Here is a 17,474-nt window from a genome sequence, read left to right as displayed (position 1 = left end):
ATACCGCCAGAGGAATTCATGAAGGCGCATGCTCGACCGGGGCGGCCCTCGGCCGGAAAACTGGTCGTTCTCCTGCTCGGCGGAACGCTCGCCGGCTGCACCGGGCCGTCCGTCACCGGTACGGCAGTGCCCTCACCTGGTGCGATCCCCGGTATCCGCAGTGCGCCACCGTCCGCGCAGGTTCCTTCTGCCCCGGCATCGTCGTGCACCGCGGTGGTGTTCGCGATGGATGTGCGCGCACGGGTCGCGCAGCTTCTGGTACCCGGCGTCGACGCGGGAAACCCGGCCGTGGTGACAAATCTTGTCCAGTCCACTCAGGTCGGTGGAATCTTCATCGGCGGCAATAAGACCACACTGTTGCAGAATGGTGCGCTCGCCGCGGTGCGCCAAGCGGCACGCATCCCCGTTTCGGTCGCGGTCGACGAAGAAGGCGGACGGGTCCAGCGCATCGACGATCTCGACGGGCCGCTGCCCAGCGCCCGGCAGCTGGCCGCCACGAAAACCCCGGACGAGGTGCGGGCGCTGGGCGAGCAGCGCGGCAGGCAGCTACATGGCCGTGGCGTCACAGTGGACTATGCGCCGGACGCGGACGTGAGCGACGAGCCGGACGACGCGGTGATCGGGGATCGTTCCTACAGCCCGGATCCGGAGAAGGTGCGCGCGTACGCGATGGCCTTCGCGGAAGGGCTGCGGGCCGGCGGCGTACTGCCGGTGCTCAAGCACTTTCCCGGGCACGGCCACGGATCCGGCGATTCGCATCGCACCGCGGTGACCACCCCGCCGCTGGATCGGTTGCGGCAGATCGATCTGGTGCCCTACCGCGACCTCGCGGAGTACGGGAAAGTGGGGGTGATGGTCGGGCACCTGGACGTGCCAGGGCTGACCGGCGGGGTGCCCGCTTCGCTGTCCCCGGCCGCGTATCGGCTGCTGCGTGGCGAATTCCGGTTCGCCGGACCGGTGATCACCGACGATCTCGGCGGGATGAAGGCGATCACCGATCAGTACCCGCTGCCCGAAGCGGTCCTGAAGGCACTCCAAGCCGGCGCGGACGAGGCACTGTTCTCCTCCGGCAACGGGGATGTGCCCGCGGTACTGGACCGGCTCGTGCAGGCCGCGCAGACCGGCGAACTGCCCGCCGCGCAGGTAGCCGCCTCGGTGGGCCGCGTGCTCGCGGCCAAGGGTGCCTGCACGATGTGACGAACTCTATGAACGAAACGAGCGAGGCGCTCCAGCGCAATGTGACGATGGTCGCGCTTATTCATCGCTCAAGGAGAACCGTATGTCCGGACGCTTCCACCGACTCGCCGCGTTGTGTGCCGCGGTACTGGGTTTCGGGGCAGTGCTGACTTCCACCGCGTCCGCTTCACCGTCCGGAGTGGTCGATCACCCCATCCCGACCACCGGATGCGGACGCTTCACTCCTGGCGCCGCCGGAACCACCACCGTCGGGCACCTGACCTCCGGCGGGGTGCAACGGGAATACCGGATCTACGTGCCCGCCCGGTACAACCCGCACCGCTCGTACCCGCTGGTGCTTTCCTTCCACGGCCACAAACGCACCGCGGAGTGGCAGGAGAAGCTGTCCGGTTTCTCCGGTGGCGACATGATCGCGGTCTACCCGCAGGGCCTGACCGGCACCGACGGTGAGGCCGCCTGGACCGGTGCGCCGTACTCGGCCACTGTGGACGATGTGCAGTTCACCAGCGACCTGCTCACCTCCTTGCAGCAAACGCTGTGTGTGGACCCGTCGCGGATCTATGCGACCGGCAAGTCCAACGGCGGCGGCTTCACCGGCGTGCTGGCCTGCCGGATGGCCAGCCGGATCGCCGCGTTCGCCCCGGTCTCCGGTGCCTTCTACCCGCAGGGCGGCCCGTGCAACCCGTCGCGCAGGGTGGCGATGGTCGACTTCCACGGCACCGCGGATCCCACCATTCCCTATAACGGCAACCCGGAGAAGGGCCTGCCGTCCATTCCGGACTGGATGACCGGCTGGGTCGACCGCGACCAGTGCCGGTTCGGGCCGATCTCCATCTCGCCGATACGGGGAGTCGTCAAGCAGTGGTGGCCGGGCTGTTCGCTGGCGCGCTATCGGATCGAGGGAGCCGGGCACGTGTGGCCGAGCACGCAGCCGAACCTGGACTCGCAGACCCCGACGCTGATCAACGCCACCCCGATCATCCGGAATTTCCTGCTCTCCCATCGTCTCTGAACGCATCCGGAATCGCTGCCGTTCACCAGGTGACCGGCAGCGATTTCGGCCCGCGCAGCAGCCGGCCGGTTTTGAACGGCACCTCGTCCGCCGCGACGGCGAGGCGCAGCCCCGGCAGCCGGCTCAGCAGAGTGCCGAGCGCGAGCTGCAGCTCCAGCCTGGCCAGTGGCGCGCCGAGGCAGTAGTGCACCCCGTGGCCGAACGAGATGTGCGGGTTGTGCTCGCGATCGAAGTCCACCTCGTCCGCGTCGGCGAAGGCCAGCTCGTCCCGGTTGGCGGCGGCGAGCTGGCAGACCACGGTCTCGCCCGCGCGGACCAGCGTGCCGCCGACCTCGACGTCCTCCTTGGCGATCCGGCCGAAGGTGACCACGCCGAGTGGGGTGATCCGGGCCAGTTCCTCCACCGCCTTGGGCACCAGTTCCGGTTCGGCGCACAGCCGCTGCCACAGCCGAGGCCGGTTCAGCAGGGTGAACACGTAGCCGCAGAGCTGGTTGGCGGTGGTCTCGTGGCCCGCTGCCAGCAAGATGGTGCCCAGCTGCACCAGTTCCCCGTCGGAGAGCCGGTCTTCGGCCTCCTGCGCCGAGACGATCAAGCCGATCAGATCGTCGCTCGGCGTCACCCGCCGCCGGGCGGCCAGGTCGGCGAAGAAGGCCTCCAGGTTGCCGCGGGCGGCGAGGATCTCCTCGACCGGCACATCGGAGATCGCACTGGCCTTGTCCGACCATTCGTGAAATTGCGCTCGCTGGTCCGCGGGCACGCCGAGTAGTTCGCTGATCGTGGTGATCGCCAGCGGCAGCGCGAAATCCGCGACCAGATCCGCGGGCGGTCCCTGTGCCAGCATTCGGCCGGCCAGCTCGTCCACCATGTGCTGGATCCGTGGACGCACCAGCTCAATCCGGCGCATCGTGAAAGTCCGCGCGACCACCCGGCGTACCCGGGTGTGCTCCGGCGGGTCGAGAGTGAGCAGATTGGGTGTGCGTTCGATCAACGGCACCGTGCGCGGCATGTCGTTGTCCCGCGCCGCGGCCCGGCTGAATCGCTGATCGGCCAAGACGAACTTGACGTCGGCCAGCCGGGTCGCCAGCCATGCCGCACCGCCATAGGGCATTTGGAGCCTGCCGAGTCCCTCCCCTCGGCGGAACCGCCCGTACTCCGGCGCCAGCTCTAGCTGCCCTGCCTCCGCGAACGGATACGGACAGGCCTCGATCGACACGGCGGACACCTCCTGACGCGGTCTGGACGGCGAAATGATCTTTACGAGTAGTAGCACGACATCGCCAGGAGCGTCCAGCAAACTTGATCAAGAGCAAGGGTATGCCCTCAGGACCGGTCCGAGCCGTGGTGATGGCGTGGTTCCCAGTTGGAGTAACAGCCGCGCCGCCACGGCCACCTTGGCCGACGCCGCCGTCGATCAACCGCACACCGGCCCCCACAGTCCTTTAAGGACAGTTACCTGATCGGCCGGCACGACCCCGCCGTACAGATGACCCGGATCGAATCCACGCCAACGCCTCACCAGATTCAATCATGAGCAATTCCTCACGCGGCAAAAAGAAATGCACGGTCCCCGTGGTACAAGAACGACCCGACGAGTACCACATGATCGTCGCCGCATTCGGTGACCACACTGACCACATCGCCGCATGTGCGCGGCGGCCGCAGTCCGCGACGCCCCGTTCCGTTACTCAGCGCACTCGAACGCCGCCCGCGTCTCGCCGGCGGACATGGCTGCCGGAAGCCGCCGCGGATGGCGCCGGTAGAGTTCGGGCGTGGAGACCGCCCCTCAGCGAGCCGCCACGGTCCCGCCCCCGTTCGCACCGACGGCGAGCACGGTAGGGCGACCCGCGCGGGAAGAGTCCCGATTTTCGCGTCATGACCGCCCGGCCGGTGCGTCGGACCGGCGTAGGGCCACCCCGAACGGCCCGCGAGCGGACTGGAGCACCCCGATGAACGTGCGCGCCCCGGCGGACGACGTCTCTGTATGGCTGACCGGCGAGTTCACCGGCCGGCTGCCGGCTTCGGCGATCGAGGCGGTGGTCCGGGCGACCCGGGCCGACCTCGACGGCCGGATCGTGCCGGACGAGGTCGGCGAGCTGCTGTACCGGATGGCCCGCGCCCGGCTGCAGCGGATCCTCGCCGGGTAGCCGCGGCCCACAGAAATACGGACACACCGGGTCACCGGCTGGTGACCCGGTACCGCTGCGGCGACCGGTCGTTCAGGAGCGGGGCTGGGCCCGGCTGCTCAGTGGTTCGTCGTGCGGACGCGCCGGCGGCCACCAGATCCGGGCGGGTGGCGGCGGCACGTCGTCTTCGGGCAGTTCCAGCGCGTCGGCGCCGCTCTGCCAGCGGTTCCAATGCACCGAGCACAACCCCCGCCACAACGGCCGCTCCGTGCAGTCCTGCCGACGGCACCGCTGTGTCTGCTGCCCGCTATCCACCACGCCCACGACTCCAAACCCGCGACTGAAGCTCCCGGCCGGTACCAGTGTGCCCGGCCGGCGCCCGGCACACCTCGTACTTCTGCGAACACAACCCTTGTGCAGCAACGGAACGAGTGCGGGCAAGCCTACTCCAGCCGGTTTTTCCCGGTGCACCGCCGAGACTTGCCACGCAGCGTCAGCACGCGACGGCGCACCGTGGTCTCAACTGTCCACATCGGAGACATTCAGTCTGCCGGATGACGCTTGTCGTACTCCATGGCCGCGGCGCGCTGAGTACGGGTGCGCAGCAGCAGTTCGTCCGGGGAATCGGCCACCTCGTTCAGTCCCAGCGAGACCGCCCGGCGGATCTGCTCACGGTTGTCCCGCACGACCGAGGAGAAGAAGTCGTCGATCCGCGGATCCAGCAGCACTTCCAGGAGCACGCGGAACGAAGTGTCCACGACGGTGCGCACGATCTCGTCGTGGAACGGCAACCGGCGCAGCTTGCCCAGCTGCGGGTCGGTGGCCAGCTTCTCGGTGATGATGGCCCGCAGCTCATCCTTGTTCTCGCTGAGGGATTTCGCCAGGTTCTCCGGGTAGTTCCCGGTCTCGAGCACCTTGACCACCTCGTCGAGCACGGCGATGGTGACCGGTTTCTTGATCGCCTGCACGATCGGCTCGGAAAGCTTGTCCACGAGCCGAAAGGTGAATTGCTCACCGACCGCGCGGTCGGCCGCCCGGCCCAGCCGCACCACCAGCAGGATCACCGCGAGCACGTGGTGGTGCACGGTGAACGCCGGGTGCGCGACCGGGATCATCGCGAATACCTCGTACCAGGTGCGGGCGAGGAAGGCGGGCCGCCAGCCCTTCTTGCGCCACCGCCAGATCAGCTCCAGCAGGAAAATCCCGCACACCACGCAATCCGCGACGAAAATCCACTGCGCGGCCTCGGGCGGCGGTGGGGCGAGCAGGGTGTAGCCCAGCAGCCCGATCGAAACCAGAGCGAGCACGAACAGCACCCAGTCGTCCGCCCGCACGTTCCCGGGCAGGATCCCGCTGTTGAGCTCCGTTTGGGCGCCCCTGCCGGCCATACCCGCTCCCTGCTGTCCGTACTCCGCCGCCGATCCGATCATGGCACGGCCGGACGTCGCCGTGGCGGCCGTCGGACGTCGCGGCTCAGGCGGTCAGCCCGACCCCGGCCTCGGCGGTGTTGACCAGGAAGGTGAGCGTTTCCTGGAAGTAGAGCTCCACAGTGGACGAATCGTGGCCGGTGTAGCCGATGGACAGGTCCTGTCCGAAGTGGAGTTCGTAGTCCCCGCCCCTGGTGGAGAGCACGCAGGCGCCGCTGATCGCGGCGGTGCGCACGAGGTCCCCGTCCACGATCTGCCGCAGGTGCTCCAGCACCGGATAGCCGTGGTCGGCGGCCTCGATGGCCGCGGTGTGCGCCTCGTCACTGAGCAACACGGCGTACGGCCCGGCGACCCCGGCGTCACGCAGCTTCGCAAGCGCGTCGCCGATCGCCCTCGGATAGGCGCCGGCCTCCGCGGGCAGGGCGACGGGAGCCTGCGAAGAAGCCGCTCGGATACCGCTGATCCCGGCCTCGGCGAAGCCGTCGACGACGATGCGGTCCTCGACGTGCGCGATCTGCTGCGCGGCATCCTTCACCGGCTGCCAGTCCGCGTCCTTGGCACCCTGCTCCACCGAGTCGACCGCTTCCCGGGACACCGTGAACGGCACCCGCAGCTCGACGATCCGCTGCGCGGTGCGCAGGCTCGCGGACACCCCGGCAGCCGGGCCGGGCACCGGTTCCCGATGCCCGGTGCCGATCGCGGCGAGCGCCGGGTCGCCGGCCACCACCACGTCGACCACCCGCCGGGCCGCGGCCGACTCCCGGAACGTACGCGTGGCCTCCTCTTCCAGATCCGCCCAGGCGGCGGCCGAGACAGGGGCGAGTTCGCGATGCAGGTTGTTCATGATCGAGCGCTCCTTCGCAGGCTGCCGATGCCCAGCGACGACGGGTCCGCCGTCGCAGTGTCCGGGGAGTCCTGCACCGGCGGGAGTGGCGCCGGCGGATCCTCCAGGAAATCCACGGTGGGGACGTAGAACAGCGCACCGGTGAGCGGGGTGGAGAAGTCCAGGATGCGGTCGTGGTTGCCCGGCGGCGAGCCGACGAACATGTTCTCCAGCATCCGCTCGATCACCGACGGGCTCTTGGCGTAGCCGATGAAGTAGGTGCCGAACTCGTCGTGCGCGGGCCGCCCGAACGGCATGTTGTCGCGCAGGATCTCCAGCTCGGTGCCGTCCTCGTCGGTGATCACGGTGAGCGCGAGGTGCGAGCCGGCAGGCTTCTCCGCGTCCGGAAGCTCCACATCGGACAGTTTGCGCCTGCCGATCACCAGCTCCTGCTCCTCGGTGGACAGCGCGTTCCAGGCGGCCAGGTCGTGCAGATACTTCTGCACCACCACGTAGCTGCCGCCGTCGAACGGCCCGTCGTCGTCCACCAGCACCGCCCGCTCGGCCGACGCGCCGGTCGGATTCTCCGTGCCATCCACGAAACCGAGCAGGTCACGCGCGTCGAAGTAGCGGAAGCCGGACACCTCGTCGACGACCGTGACCGCACCGCGCAGCCGGTCCATGATCAGCGTTTCCAGCTCGAAGCACAGGTCCATCCGGCCGGCCCGGAAGTGGAAGAGCAGATCGGCTGGGGTCGTCACGCTGGTGTGCCGGTCGCCGTCGAACACCGGCAGCTCGTGCAGCTCAGCTGGGCGCGGGCCGCCGTAGATCCTGTCCCACGCCGCCGAGGAGACTCCGGCGACGCAGGTCAATCCGCCATCCAGGGAACGGAAGCCGACCGTGCGCTGTAGTCCGGGCAGGTCCGCCAGCAGGTCCTTCGCGGTCTCCTCGGCCCCCGCGTCCACCCGGACCACCAGGAAGACCGCCGCCCGGGTGAGCGGGCCGAGCACGCCCTGGGATTCCGCCGCCTCCGCACTCACGCGTCCGCAACCTCCTGCCGCACCGGCCGTCGCGGGCATCGTAACCGCGGACAGCAGGCGGCACCGTTCGCCGCCACTCGCGCGGGGGACGTCAGCCGAGCCGGGTGAGCAGGTCCTCGACCTCGGCCGCAAGCGCTTGCGGGGCCTCGCCCTGACCGGCCAGCAGATGCAGCAGCGCCCGCTGGAACAGGCCGTCGAAGGCGGCGTACGCGAGCGCCGGGGACACCCGTGGCGGCTCGCCGGTGAACTCGGCGTAGCGGTGGACCACCCGCCACACCATGTCCTGGCGCTGCGCGTCGATGTCCAGCACGTCGGCCCGGAAGGATTCCTCGAACAGGCTCTGGTTGCGCAGGTCGTACCACAGCCGGTGCATCGCCGCGTCCGAACGCAGCGTGCCGGCCATGGCGGCGCCGAAGCCGCGCTTGAGTTCCTCGGCCGAGGCGGCCTCGGCCACCACGTCGTCGTAGCGGGTCACGCAGGTCTCTTCGAACTTGCGCACCGCGTAGGTGAGCAGCTCGACCTTGTCCTCGAAGTAGTAGTGCAGCACCCCGTGCGAGAAATCGGACTTCTGCGCGATCTCCCGCAGGCTCGTGCGGGCGTAGCCCAGCTCCGCCAGCGCCTGCAGGGCGGACTCGGCCAGCTGCTCCCGCCGCAGAGCGAACTTGTCCACGGCGCGGCGGGAAATACGCTCCTTCGCCACGGTCACGTCCGGAAGTCTAGCCTGCGAAGCGAGACTTGACGGTCGTCCAAGAAAATCTTGGTGGATGTCACACCGAATGCCGGAACGCCCGCTGCGCCGAAGGTCAGAACTGGCCACCGCTCGCGCGCAAGGCCTGCCCCGTGACCCAGCGTGCGGCATCAGAGACCAGGAAACCCACGATGTCGGCGATGTCGCCCGGCTCGGCGAGCCTGCCGAGCGGGGTCTGGCGCACGGTGTACTCCTGCACGCCGGGCGGACCGTCCGCGGCGAGCGCCTCGGTGCGGACCGCGCCGGGAAGCACGCTGTTCACCGTCACCCCGCGTGGCCCGAGTTCCTTCGCCAGCACGCGCACGAGGTGGTCGCCGGCGGCCTTGCTCGCACCGTAGATGCCCGTGCCGGCGCGGCTGGTCACGACCACACCGCTGGAGATCACCACGATCCGGCCGCCGTCGCGGACACGGCGGGCAGCCTCACGCAGGGTCGCGAAGGTCGCCCGGAGATTGGTCGAGAATACGAGGTCGAACGCGTCGTCGCCGGTCTCGGCGACCGGCGAGAACCGCGCGATGCCGACGTTGCCCACCACCACGTCCAGCCCGCCGAACTCCGCTTCCGCGGCATCAAAAAGCCCGCGGAGCGCGTGGGGGTCGGTGACGTCGGCACGCAGTGCGACCGCCTGCCCACCGTCCGCGCGAATCTTGTCCACCACGGCTCGCGCGGAATTCTCGTCGGTGCGGTAATTCACCGCGACCGGCCGCCCGATCCCGCGCGAGGCCCCGGTGACCAGTGCGCCGGTCATGTCGCCCGCCTTTCTTCGCCCCGGGCAGCCTAGCCACGGACGAGGGCGGGCACCGTCCGTTCCAGCAACTTCGCCAGCGGGGCACGGGCGAACGTCCCGAGCAGGCCGATCACGCCGCCGACCACGAGACCGGCCAGCACGTCGTGCGGATAGTGCGCGCCGACGTACACCCGCGAAATCCCGATCACCACGGCGAAGACGGCCGCCCACCTTCCCCAGCGCCGGTTGACCAGGAACATCGCCGCCGCGAAAGCGGCCACGAGCACTGTGTGGTTGCTGGGAAACGCGTAATCCGTCGGCGGATCGCACGGCAGAAGAGTGTGTACCCCGGCGACGACCCGGCATGGCCGCACCTCGGCGAACAGCGACTTGAGCGCCGTGTCGGCCGCGAACGCCAATGCCATCGACAACGGCACCCACATCGCGACGGCCAGCCTGTCCGCGCCGTGATGCCGGGCTCGCCACAACAACGCGAGAATCACCGGTACCACGAGGAAAACCCCGTACTCGGCGACCGCGATCGCCACCCCGGAAAGCCAATGCTGTGCCCAGGCGAAATCCGTTACGCCTCGGTAGATCCCGGCGTCGATCATGGGACCCGGCTCCGGCGCGCGCGGACGATCTCCAGCACCAGAGGGCTGAGCGAAACCAGCACCACGACGGCGATGATCGGCAGCAAGTACGTATCGATGTTCGGCACTGACGAACCCAGCGCGTAACCGGCCAACGGCACCCCGGCTGTCCACAAGAGACCGCCGAGCACCTGCCACAACGCGAACCGCGCGGCCGGCATCCCAGCCACCCCGGCCAGCGGATTCAGCACCGTGCGCACCACCGGGATGAACCGGGCCAGCACCACCGCCTTGCCCAGTCCGTACCGGGTCAGCATCGCCGATCCACGCGTGACGCCCTGGTGCAGATGCCGGTTCCGCACGCGGGCCAGCAGCGCGCTGCCGCCGCGTTTGCCGAGCACGAACCCGGTCTGCGCGCCGAGCAGCGCGCCCGTCGCCGCACAGGCGATCACCGCGAGCAGCGAGAGGTGCACCTTGCCGGACGCGGCCAGCACCCCCGCGGTGAACAGCAGCGAGTCCCCCGGCAGGAAGAACCCGATGAGCAGCCCGGTCTCGGCGAACAGCACCACGAACACCCCGATCGGGCCGAAGGTCGCCAGCAGCGACTGCGGATCGAGCAGGCCGCCCATCCCCCACCTCCGTCAACTACGTGTCAGCAGAACTTCTACACAAGTGTAGTAGATATTCACCCGGCTACGACAACCGTGTAGATTCGGAGGCATGCGGAAGGAACAGGACGGCGGCACCCGGCGGGCACCCGGCGAGCTGGAAGCCGAAGTGCTGGCCGTGCTGTGGGAGTCCGCCGAACCGGTGTCGGCGGCCGGTGTGCAGGAGCGGCTCGGCGGCGGGCTGGCCTACACCACGGTGGTCACCATTCTTTCGCGGCTGTACGAAAAAGGCGTCGCGACCCGGGAGAAGCAGGGCCGCTCGTTCACCTATCGCGCGGCGGACGACGAGCCGGGCCTGGCCGCGCGCCGGATGACCAAGGTGCTCGACAACGAAGCGGATCGGCCGAGTGTGCTCGCACGCTTCGTGTCCCACCTTTCCGCTTCCGACGAGCGGGTACTGCGCGATCTGCTGGCCGAGAACGGCGGCTGAGACGTGGGGCTGGACCTGCTGGTACCGCTACTGCTACCGCTGGCCTCCTGGCCGGTGGCACGCTGGGTCGCGCCCCGGCTGTCCCCGCGGCTCGGCAGCTGGCTGCTCACCAGCTGCGCGCTGGTGCTCGCGGCGGGCAGCACGCTGACGCTGGCCGTGCTCGCCGCGGCCGGGCTCGCGCAGCTGCCCGTGATCGGCCGGCTGGGCGACTTCTCCGCGGTCGCCTTCCACGGCGCGGACGCGGTCGGCCTGCCGCTGGCGATCGGTTCCACGGTGGTCTTGAGCGGCGTCGTAGCCGCCTTTCTGCGCACTGCGGTCCGCTACGGGCGCTGGCATCGGGAAGTGCACGCCGAGCTGAACACGCATACGCGCGAGGCAGGCGTGGTGCTGTTGCCCGGCGAGGAGCCGGTGGCCTTCGCGGTACCCGGCGGTGGCGGCCGGATCGCCGTGTCCAGCGGCATGCTCGCGGCACTGGCGCCGGGCGAGAGGTGCGCGCTGCTGGCCCACGAACGCGCGCACCTGCGCTTGCGTCACCACCTTTTCGACGGCGCCGTCACCATCGCGACAGCGCTCAATCCCCTGTTGCGCCCGCTCGGTTCGGCGGCCCGGTTCGCGCTGGAACGCTGGGCGGACGAAGCCGCCGCCGAACACGTCGGCGATCGCAAGCTCGTCGCGACCGCTGTGGCGAAGGCGGCCCTGGCCGGAGTTCGCCGGCCGCCGCTCGCCCTTGCCGCGACCGGTGGTCCGGTCCCGCAGCGTGTGCGTGCCCTGCTCACCACGCCGGAACCGGGCTCTCAGCGACGCTCACTGGGCACCATCGCGGTCGCCGTGGTGCTCGGCGCCTGCGCCTGGTCGGCGACCAGCACCCTCGACGCGGCGACCGATCTGCACTTCGGGATCGAGACCGCGCAGGCCGCCTGTGTCGCCAAGGCCGTGCCCGGCCAGGGGACCCAGGCCCAGACCACGAGCACGGCACTCGGACACCAGGACCGGGAGTGCGCCGAGAGCTGACCGCCACGCCCCGGGTGCGGCCGCGACGTCGGAATCGTGCAGCAGGATCGTGCCACCGCCGTCGAGCTTCCGGCCGACCGTGCGCACGACCGAGCGTGCCGTGGCCCGGCGTGTCCAGTCGAAACCCCACGTGGTCCACAGAATCGGCTGAAGTCCCAGTTTCCGCGCGGAGACCAGCGAACCGGCGCTGAACACCCCGTACGGCGCGCGCAGCCAGCGTGGCCGGGTGCCGGTCACCTGGTGAATCAGGTCCACCGTCCGGGCCAGCTCGTCGTGCAGCACCGCGGAGCGGAGGCGGAGAAAGCACCGGTGCGTCCAGCCGTGCACCGCGATCTCGTGGCCGGCTGCGGCGATTTCCCGTCCCAGCCATGGTGACCGGTCCAGTTCGCTGCCGAGCACGAAAAACGTCGCACGGACGTCGAGGTCCGCGAGCACCTGGAGAAACTTCGGCGTGGACTCCGGATTCGGGCCGTCGTCGAAGGTGAGCGCCACGTGCCCGGGATCGCCACGGCCGGACAGCGCGGGTGCCAGCACCGCCCGGATCGCGGGCACGAACAGCACTGCCGGAGCCGCGTGCGCGCCGATCATCCGGCCGCCTCAACGGGGCGCAGCACCCAGTCGAGCGCACCGGCCAGCTCGCGGGATGAACGTACCCAGGGCACCGTGCCGTCGTCGTGCAGCACCGCGGCGTTGGCCCGTCCGTGTCCGGGCAGGCAACGGTAGGTCAGCACCGGCAGCCCGGTGGCGAGCGCCTCGGAGGTGGTCAGGCCGCCCGCGTTCTGCACCACGACGTCGCAGGCCCGCATCAGGTCGGCCATCTCGTCGACCCAGCCGAACACGTACCGGTGCCCCGCCTGGTGCAGCCGCCGGGCCAGCACCTCGTTGCGGCCGCACACCACGACCGGCTCGACCAGCCCGGTGCCCACCAGGTCGGCCGCGGTCTGGCCGATCTGGCCGACGCCCCAGGAGCCCGCGACGACCAGCGCCAGCGCGCGATCCCGGGGCAGGCCGAGCCGGCGGCGCAGCAGCAGCCGTTCTGCCGGACCCGCACCCGGCCGGAACGCGGGCGAGACGAGCGGGCTCGAAACCAGCACTCGTCCGGCACCCAGGCTCCGGGCCTGCCGGGCGGCGATCTCGTTGGGGGCCACGGTCAGCTTCGCCATCGGGCTCACGCACAGCCGGTGCACCGACGGATCGGTCAGGTAGGTGACCAAGGGCGGGCAACCGCGTTCCGTGCGCGCCAGCCGGGCGGCCGCGTGGGTCCCGAGCGGATAAGTCGACACGACGAGATCCGTGCCGTCGCCCAGTACTTCACGCAGCGCCGGGGCGGCCAGCCCGGCGAACCGGCGGGACGCACCGGCCAGCGTCGGCGTGCCCAGCGCGCCCAGCAGCCAATCCCAGCTGCGCGGCACGGTCTTGAGCTGCCGGTGGTAGGTCTCGCACAGCACCGAGCCGAGCCTGCCGGGCAGCAGATCGAGGAAGTCCACCCGCACGACCTCCGCCCCGCGCGCGGCGAACCGGCGATCGAGTTCACGGGCAGCACCGTCGTGGCCGGCCCCGATCCGGGCGGACACGATCACCACGCGGTCCATCGGCAGCATCCCTCTCGACTACTACATGGCTGTAGTAAAACTACACCCATGTAGAATTCGGTGCGGCACCCGGCATGCCACCGGCGGCGAGCAGCGGCATGGCCGGAGCAGGGGGTAACTCAGCCGGGTGAGCCGAGCGCTACCGTGAACCCTTCGACCTCCGGACGAAGCACGCCGCCCGGCGTGGCAGGAATAAGGAGCACCCATGCGGCGCAACCCGACCTCCGGCCCGTTGCGCGCGGCGCAAGTGGCGCTCGTCGCGATCTCCCTGCTGGTGCTGGGCGGCACCGGCTACGCCTGGTCGACACTGCACCAGCTGACCGACGGGCTGACCCGCGCGGACGTGCTCGGCGGGGACACCTCCCCTCTGGACGAGCAGAACATCCTGATGGTCGGGCTCGACACACGGACCGACGCGCAGGGCAACCCGCTGCCCGCGGACGTGCTCAACCAGCTGCACGCGGGCGGCTCCGCCGACGGTGGCGACACCACGGACACGATGATCGTGGTGCACATCCCGGCCGGCGGCGGGCAGGCCACCGCCATCTCCATCCCGCGCGACTCCTACGTGCAGGTCACCGGCGGGTTCGGCAAGCACAAGATCAACTCCGCCTACACCTACGGCCAGACCGACGCGAAGAAGACCCTCGGCGCCAAGGGCGAATCCGGCGCGCAGCTGGAAACCGACTCGGCGCAGGCGGGCGCGAAGACCGCGATCGACACCGTGCAGCAGCTGACCGGGCTGAGGATCACGCATTACGCGGCGGTCAACCTGGCCGGGTTCTACTACGTGAGCCAGGCCGTCGGCGGCATTCCGGTATGCCTGGTGAAGGCCGTGAGGGACTCGTACTCGGGCGCGGACTTCCCCGCGGGCAACCAGACCGTGGCCGGCGCGCAGGCACTGCAGTTCGTCCGGCAGCGGCACGGGCTGCCAAACGGCGATCTCGACCGGATCAAGCGGCAGCAGGTGTTTATGGCCAGCATGGCGAAGACCATCCTGTCCGCGGGCACCCTCGCCAACCCGGGCAAGCTGAACGACCTCATCGACGCGGTGAAGAAGGCCGTGGTGGTCGACGCGAACTGGGACATCCTCGGTTTCGCCCAGCAGCTGCACGGGATGAGCGCGGGCAATATCCGCTTCGTCACCGTGCCGGTGGTGAGCATCTCGCTGAAGACCCCGTCCGACGGTGACGCGGTGCAGGTGGATCCCGCACAGATCCAGGCCTTCATCCGCCAGCAGACCGGCGGCGCGCCGAGCGCCACGTCCGGCGCACCGTCCACTTCGGCCACACCGCCGAGCGACTCCTCGCTGTCGTCCTATGTGGTCGACGTAAGCAATTCCTCGGGTGTCGACGGCCTCGCCGCACACGCCGAGAACAAGCTGAGCGCGGCGGGATACGGCCGCGGCACCGTGGCCAACGGAAGCTCGCGCAAGGCGTCGATCGTCTACTATGGACACAATCAGCGCACCGCGGCCACGAAGATCGCGCAGGCACTCGGCGGGATGCCCGTCGCCAGTGACAATTCACTGGCGGAGAACCACTTCCGCGCCTACCTCGGCAAGGACTACGAAGGCGGCGACAGCGGCGTGCACCCGGCCGCCTACGTCGCTCCCGCGCAGACCCCGTCTCCCGCACCGGCCCCGATCACCGCCGGCGGCGTGACCTGCGTAAACTGAGCCACTCCCCGCCGCCTCACCTCCCACCTCGCCTCCCCCGCCCAGGCTAGCGCTGTGAAGGGTCCCTTCACGGACTCTGAGGCTGTGAAGGGACCCTTCACAGCCTCGCCTCTCGAAAAAACGGGGGCCGGTCCACAGTGGACCGGCCCCCGTTCGTGGGACGTCAGTGGATCAGGCGTTGCTCCGGCGGCGGCGCACCAGCAGCAGCATGCCGCCACCGACGATCACCAGCGCGGCGCCGATGCCGATCGGCCACGCGGCGTTGACGCCGGTGTTGGCCAGCGGCGTCTGGCCGCCACCGCCACCCGCGGGGACCTCGCTGGTGGGCACGACCGGGGTGGTGGTCTCCGGGACGGGGGCCTCGGTCCAGCTGCCGCTCGCCTTGGCCTCGACCGTGCTCTTCTGCGTCTGCGCGACGATCAGCGACTGGGTCGGGTGCCGGTCGTAGTCCTTGGCCACGAACAGCCGGCCGGTCTGGATGCGGCCGGCGGCCTTCACGGCCAGTTCCGCGGAACCGGGCTTGGCGTCCTTGCCGACCTGCAGGTAGAGCTTGCTGCCGTCCTTGAGGTCACCGGTCTTGACCGCTTTGCCGTCCGCGTCGACGAGCGTGACGCCCTCGGGCAGCTTGGTGGTCAGGTCGGTGATCTGCCCGGTGGTGGAAAGGGTGAACGGCCCGATCTTGTCGCCCGCCGCACCGTTGGCCTTGGCCGGGGTGAGGGTCAGCGCCGGCTTCGGCTGCTCGCCGATCCCGGTGTTGCCCTTGCCGGTCAGGTATCGGTAGACGGCCAGCACGTCCGCCGCGTCGTCGGCCGGGCCGTCCGCCAGCGGGTTCTCGGCGTCGAGATCCTTGGCATCACTGAAGTGCCAGACCGCGGCCTGCGTCGCGGTGAGCGCCTCGATGGCCGACAGCCCGCCGTGCAGCTGGACGCCGCCGCCCTCGACGGCCTTGGCCAGGTTGTCCTCTGTGGTCGTCGGGTAACCGTGCTGCAGCACCCAGTTGACCTTGTCGTTGTTCTTGCGGAACGGCGACTTCGGGTCCGGGTAGTCACCCCAGGAGTGCTCCACGACCTCGTCGCCGCTCCTCGTGGAGACCTCGACCTGTACGCAGTACATCTTCAGCAGGCCGCCGTCGGCCAGCTTCAGGTTGAACAACGTCGTTCCGGTCCCGCCCGGGGCGCCGATGTTGACGTTGTACCCGATCTGCCCGCCCCGGACCACAGTGCCGGTAGCCGCGCCACTCTGGGCCTGCGCGGTTTCCGCGCCGGCCGCAGGCGAGGTAACCAGGAGCGCTGCGGCCGCGGACACCACCGCGAGCCCGCCGCGCACCAAGCCCGACCTGTTGTGCATGTTCTCTCCCATCCAGTCCCGAACCTCGAAAACACACGAATAGACGGGCCGTGTGAGAGTCCAGCTCCCCGATCACAACGGCCACCAAATCGGGTGGTCAGATACACCCGATCATGCAATTTCGGAGCATACACACAGCTCACATGGCCACCGAGCGTGGTCCTCTGACTGCACTTTTATCCAACCTTCGAGTGACCGAACGGGTAACCGCCCGGCGGCGATCCCCCCGGCGAGGCGACACTCACCAGGGCGGCGAAAACCGGTTTCGCGAATCTGTCCCCTCAAGTCGATTAGCCCGATAGTGTGACCCGTGACAAGTGGTCACCAGCGGAGCACCCGAACGGGTGAAGGGAGCGCGCACCATGTCGCCGACCTTCGAGGACGCCGGTCGTCCGCGACTGCAGCGGCTCTCCGATCTGCTCCCGGACCTGCGCGCCGGCGCACCCCGCGCCGCGACCGGGCCGGGCGGGGTGCCACGGCCGCGGGAGGACCGGCTCTCGGTACTGGTCATCGGAAATCGGCCGAATATCCGCGAAGCCGTCACCCTGCACCTGACCCGGATGGGCGCGACCGAGATCCGGCAGGCCACCACGATGGCCATGGCACGGGCGTATGCGGCCGAACCGCGCGACCTGGCCATCGTCGATCTCGGGATGCGGGAGAGCAGCGGCACCGCGCTCATCGCCGAACTGCGCGGCCGCGGCTGGCCGCGCGTGGTCGTGCTCGCCGCCAACGGCGACGCGCCGGAGGTGCACGCCGCGTTCCAGGCCGGCGCGCAGGCATACCTGCTCACCGCCACGGTGCCGCTGGGTGCGGCCCGCTCGAAGGGCACCATCGTGATCGGCGCCGACGGTGCCCCGCACGAGCTGTCCGCCCGCGAGATCGAAGTGCTCCAGCTCGCCGCGGACGGTCAGTCCAACAAGGAGATCGGCGAGCGGCTCTCACTCTCCGCGCTCACCGTCAAATCGCACCTGTCCCGCATCGGCCGCCGGCTCGGTTCCGGCGACCGCGCCCAGATGGTCGCGCTCGCCATGCGGGCCGGAGTGCTGCGCTGAGCC

General features: G+C 69.8%; 18 protein-coding genes and 1 pseudogene. 7 read left to right on the top strand and 12 right to left on the bottom strand.

Going from position 1 to position 17,474, the window contains the following annotated elements:
• The first annotated feature begins 18 nt into the window (after window positions 1-18).
• Window positions 19-1,197: a glycoside hydrolase family 3 N-terminal domain-containing protein gene (locus D5S19_RS15005; protein WP_120023955.1), complete on the top strand. Its 1,179-nt coding sequence runs from the start codon at window positions 19-21 to the stop codon at window positions 1,195-1,197.
• Window positions 1,198-1,279: 82 nt separating this feature from the next.
• A complete protein-coding gene (locus tag D5S19_RS15000) occupies window positions 1,280-2,209 on the top strand; it encodes an alpha/beta hydrolase family esterase (protein WP_120023954.1) in 930 nt (309 codons plus the stop codon).
• 22 nt (window positions 2,210-2,231) lie between these two features.
• Here D5S19_RS15000 and D5S19_RS14995 read toward each other — a convergent pair whose 3' ends face one another.
• Window positions 2,232-3,422, bottom strand: coding sequence for a cytochrome P450 (locus D5S19_RS14995; protein ID WP_233573924.1), 1,191 nt, complete (start codon window positions 3,420-3,422; stop codon window positions 2,232-2,234).
• Between the two features lie 733 nt (window positions 3,423-4,155).
• Between D5S19_RS14995 and D5S19_RS14990 the strand changes: the two genes are divergently transcribed.
• Window positions 4,156-4,353, top strand: a complete 198-nt coding sequence (locus tag D5S19_RS14990) for a hypothetical protein (protein WP_120023953.1) — start codon at window positions 4,156-4,158, stop codon at window positions 4,351-4,353.
• Window positions 4,354-4,425: 72 nt separating this feature from the next.
• Here D5S19_RS14990 and D5S19_RS14985 read toward each other — a convergent pair whose 3' ends face one another.
• The 8 genes from D5S19_RS14985 to D5S19_RS14950 form a co-directional block, all read right to left on the bottom strand.
• Window positions 4,426-4,656 carry a hypothetical protein gene (locus tag D5S19_RS14985; protein ID WP_120023952.1) on the bottom strand — a complete coding sequence of 77 codons (231 nt, stop codon included), beginning with the start codon at window positions 4,654-4,656 and terminating at the stop codon, window positions 4,426-4,428.
• Between the two features lie 218 nt (window positions 4,657-4,874).
• On the bottom strand, window positions 4,875-5,720 hold the full coding sequence (locus D5S19_RS14980; RefSeq protein WP_120023951.1) for an ion transporter: 846 nt from the start codon (window positions 5,718-5,720) through the stop codon (window positions 4,875-4,877).
• 85 nt (window positions 5,721-5,805) lie between these two features.
• A complete protein-coding gene (locus D5S19_RS14975) occupies window positions 5,806-6,603 on the bottom strand; it encodes a family 1 encapsulin nanocompartment shell protein (RefSeq protein ID WP_120023950.1) in 798 nt (265 codons plus the stop codon).
• A complete protein-coding gene (locus D5S19_RS14970; protein WP_233573920.1) occupies window positions 6,600-7,622 on the bottom strand; it encodes a Dyp-type peroxidase in 1,023 nt (340 codons plus the stop codon). Before D5S19_RS14970 ends, D5S19_RS14975 begins: the two co-directional genes overlap by 4 nt.
• Before the next feature lie 91 nt (window positions 7,623-7,713).
• On the bottom strand, window positions 7,714-8,328 hold the full coding sequence (locus D5S19_RS14965; RefSeq protein ID WP_199730509.1) for a TetR/AcrR family transcriptional regulator: 615 nt from the start codon (window positions 8,326-8,328) through the stop codon (window positions 7,714-7,716).
• Window positions 8,329-8,425: 97 nt separating this feature from the next.
• Window positions 8,426-9,118 carry an SDR family oxidoreductase gene (locus D5S19_RS14960; RefSeq protein WP_120023947.1) on the bottom strand — a complete coding sequence of 231 codons (693 nt, stop codon included), beginning with the start codon at window positions 9,116-9,118 and terminating at the stop codon, window positions 8,426-8,428.
• A gap of 29 nt (window positions 9,119-9,147) precedes the next feature.
• Window positions 9,148-9,711, bottom strand: coding sequence for a phosphatase PAP2 family protein (locus D5S19_RS14955; protein WP_120023946.1), 564 nt, complete (start codon window positions 9,709-9,711; stop codon window positions 9,148-9,150).
• Entirely contained in the window at window positions 9,708-10,319 is a 612-nt protein-coding gene (locus tag D5S19_RS14950; RefSeq protein WP_120023945.1) for a DedA family protein, read from the bottom strand. Before D5S19_RS14950 ends, D5S19_RS14955 begins: the two co-directional genes overlap by 4 nt.
• 91 nt (window positions 10,320-10,410) lie before the next feature.
• On the opposite strand from D5S19_RS14950, the gene D5S19_RS14945 reads away from it, so the two are divergent.
• Together D5S19_RS14945 and D5S19_RS14940 are read left to right on the top strand one after the other, a co-directional pair.
• Window positions 10,411-10,788, top strand: coding sequence for a BlaI/MecI/CopY family transcriptional regulator (locus tag D5S19_RS14945; RefSeq protein WP_120023944.1), 378 nt, complete (start codon window positions 10,411-10,413; stop codon window positions 10,786-10,788).
• 3 nt (window positions 10,789-10,791) lie between these two features.
• Window positions 10,792-11,799, top strand: coding sequence for a M56 family metallopeptidase (locus D5S19_RS14940; RefSeq protein WP_199730508.1), 1,008 nt, complete (start codon window positions 10,792-10,794; stop codon window positions 11,797-11,799).
• 156 nt (window positions 11,800-11,955) lie between these two features.
• Here the strand turns inward: D5S19_RS14940 and D5S19_RS33150 are convergent.
• A pseudogene (locus D5S19_RS33150) lies at window positions 11,956-12,387 on the bottom strand (polysaccharide deacetylase family protein); the annotation flags it as partial.
• Window positions 12,384-13,391, bottom strand: coding sequence for an MGDG synthase family glycosyltransferase (locus D5S19_RS14930; RefSeq protein ID WP_120023988.1), 1,008 nt, complete (start codon window positions 13,389-13,391; stop codon window positions 12,384-12,386). The gene D5S19_RS14930 and the pseudogene D5S19_RS33150, both read right to left, overlap by 4 nt.
• A 205-nt stretch (window positions 13,392-13,596) precedes the next feature.
• On the opposite strand from D5S19_RS14930, the gene D5S19_RS14925 reads away from it, so the two are divergent.
• Window positions 13,597-15,069 carry an LCP family protein gene (locus D5S19_RS14925; protein ID WP_120023942.1) on the top strand — a complete coding sequence of 491 codons (1,473 nt, stop codon included), beginning with the start codon at window positions 13,597-13,599 and terminating at the stop codon, window positions 15,067-15,069.
• Between the two features lie 171 nt (window positions 15,070-15,240).
• On the opposite strand, the gene D5S19_RS14920 is transcribed toward D5S19_RS14925, so the two are convergent.
• The gene (locus tag D5S19_RS14920; protein WP_120023987.1) at window positions 15,241-16,416 is read right to left on the bottom strand and encodes a thioester domain-containing protein; all 1,176 of its coding nucleotides are present in this window, start codon (window positions 16,414-16,416) and stop codon (window positions 15,241-15,243) included.
• A 362-nt stretch (window positions 16,417-16,778) separates the two neighbouring features.
• Here D5S19_RS14920 and D5S19_RS14915 point away from each other — a divergent pair, with 362 nt between their 5' ends.
• On the top strand, window positions 16,779-17,471 hold the full coding sequence (locus tag D5S19_RS14915) for a response regulator transcription factor (RefSeq protein ID WP_120023941.1): 693 nt from the start codon (window positions 16,779-16,781) through the stop codon (window positions 17,469-17,471).
• Window positions 17,472-17,474 lie beyond the last annotated feature (3 nt).

Origin of the sequence: Amycolatopsis panacis (assembly GCF_003600245.1) — a bacterium.
GTDB lineage: Bacteria > Actinomycetota > Actinomycetes > Mycobacteriales > Pseudonocardiaceae > Amycolatopsis > Amycolatopsis sulphurea.
Note: the sequence above shows the minus strand (reverse complement) of the source record. Positions and strands in the feature narration are given on the sequence as shown.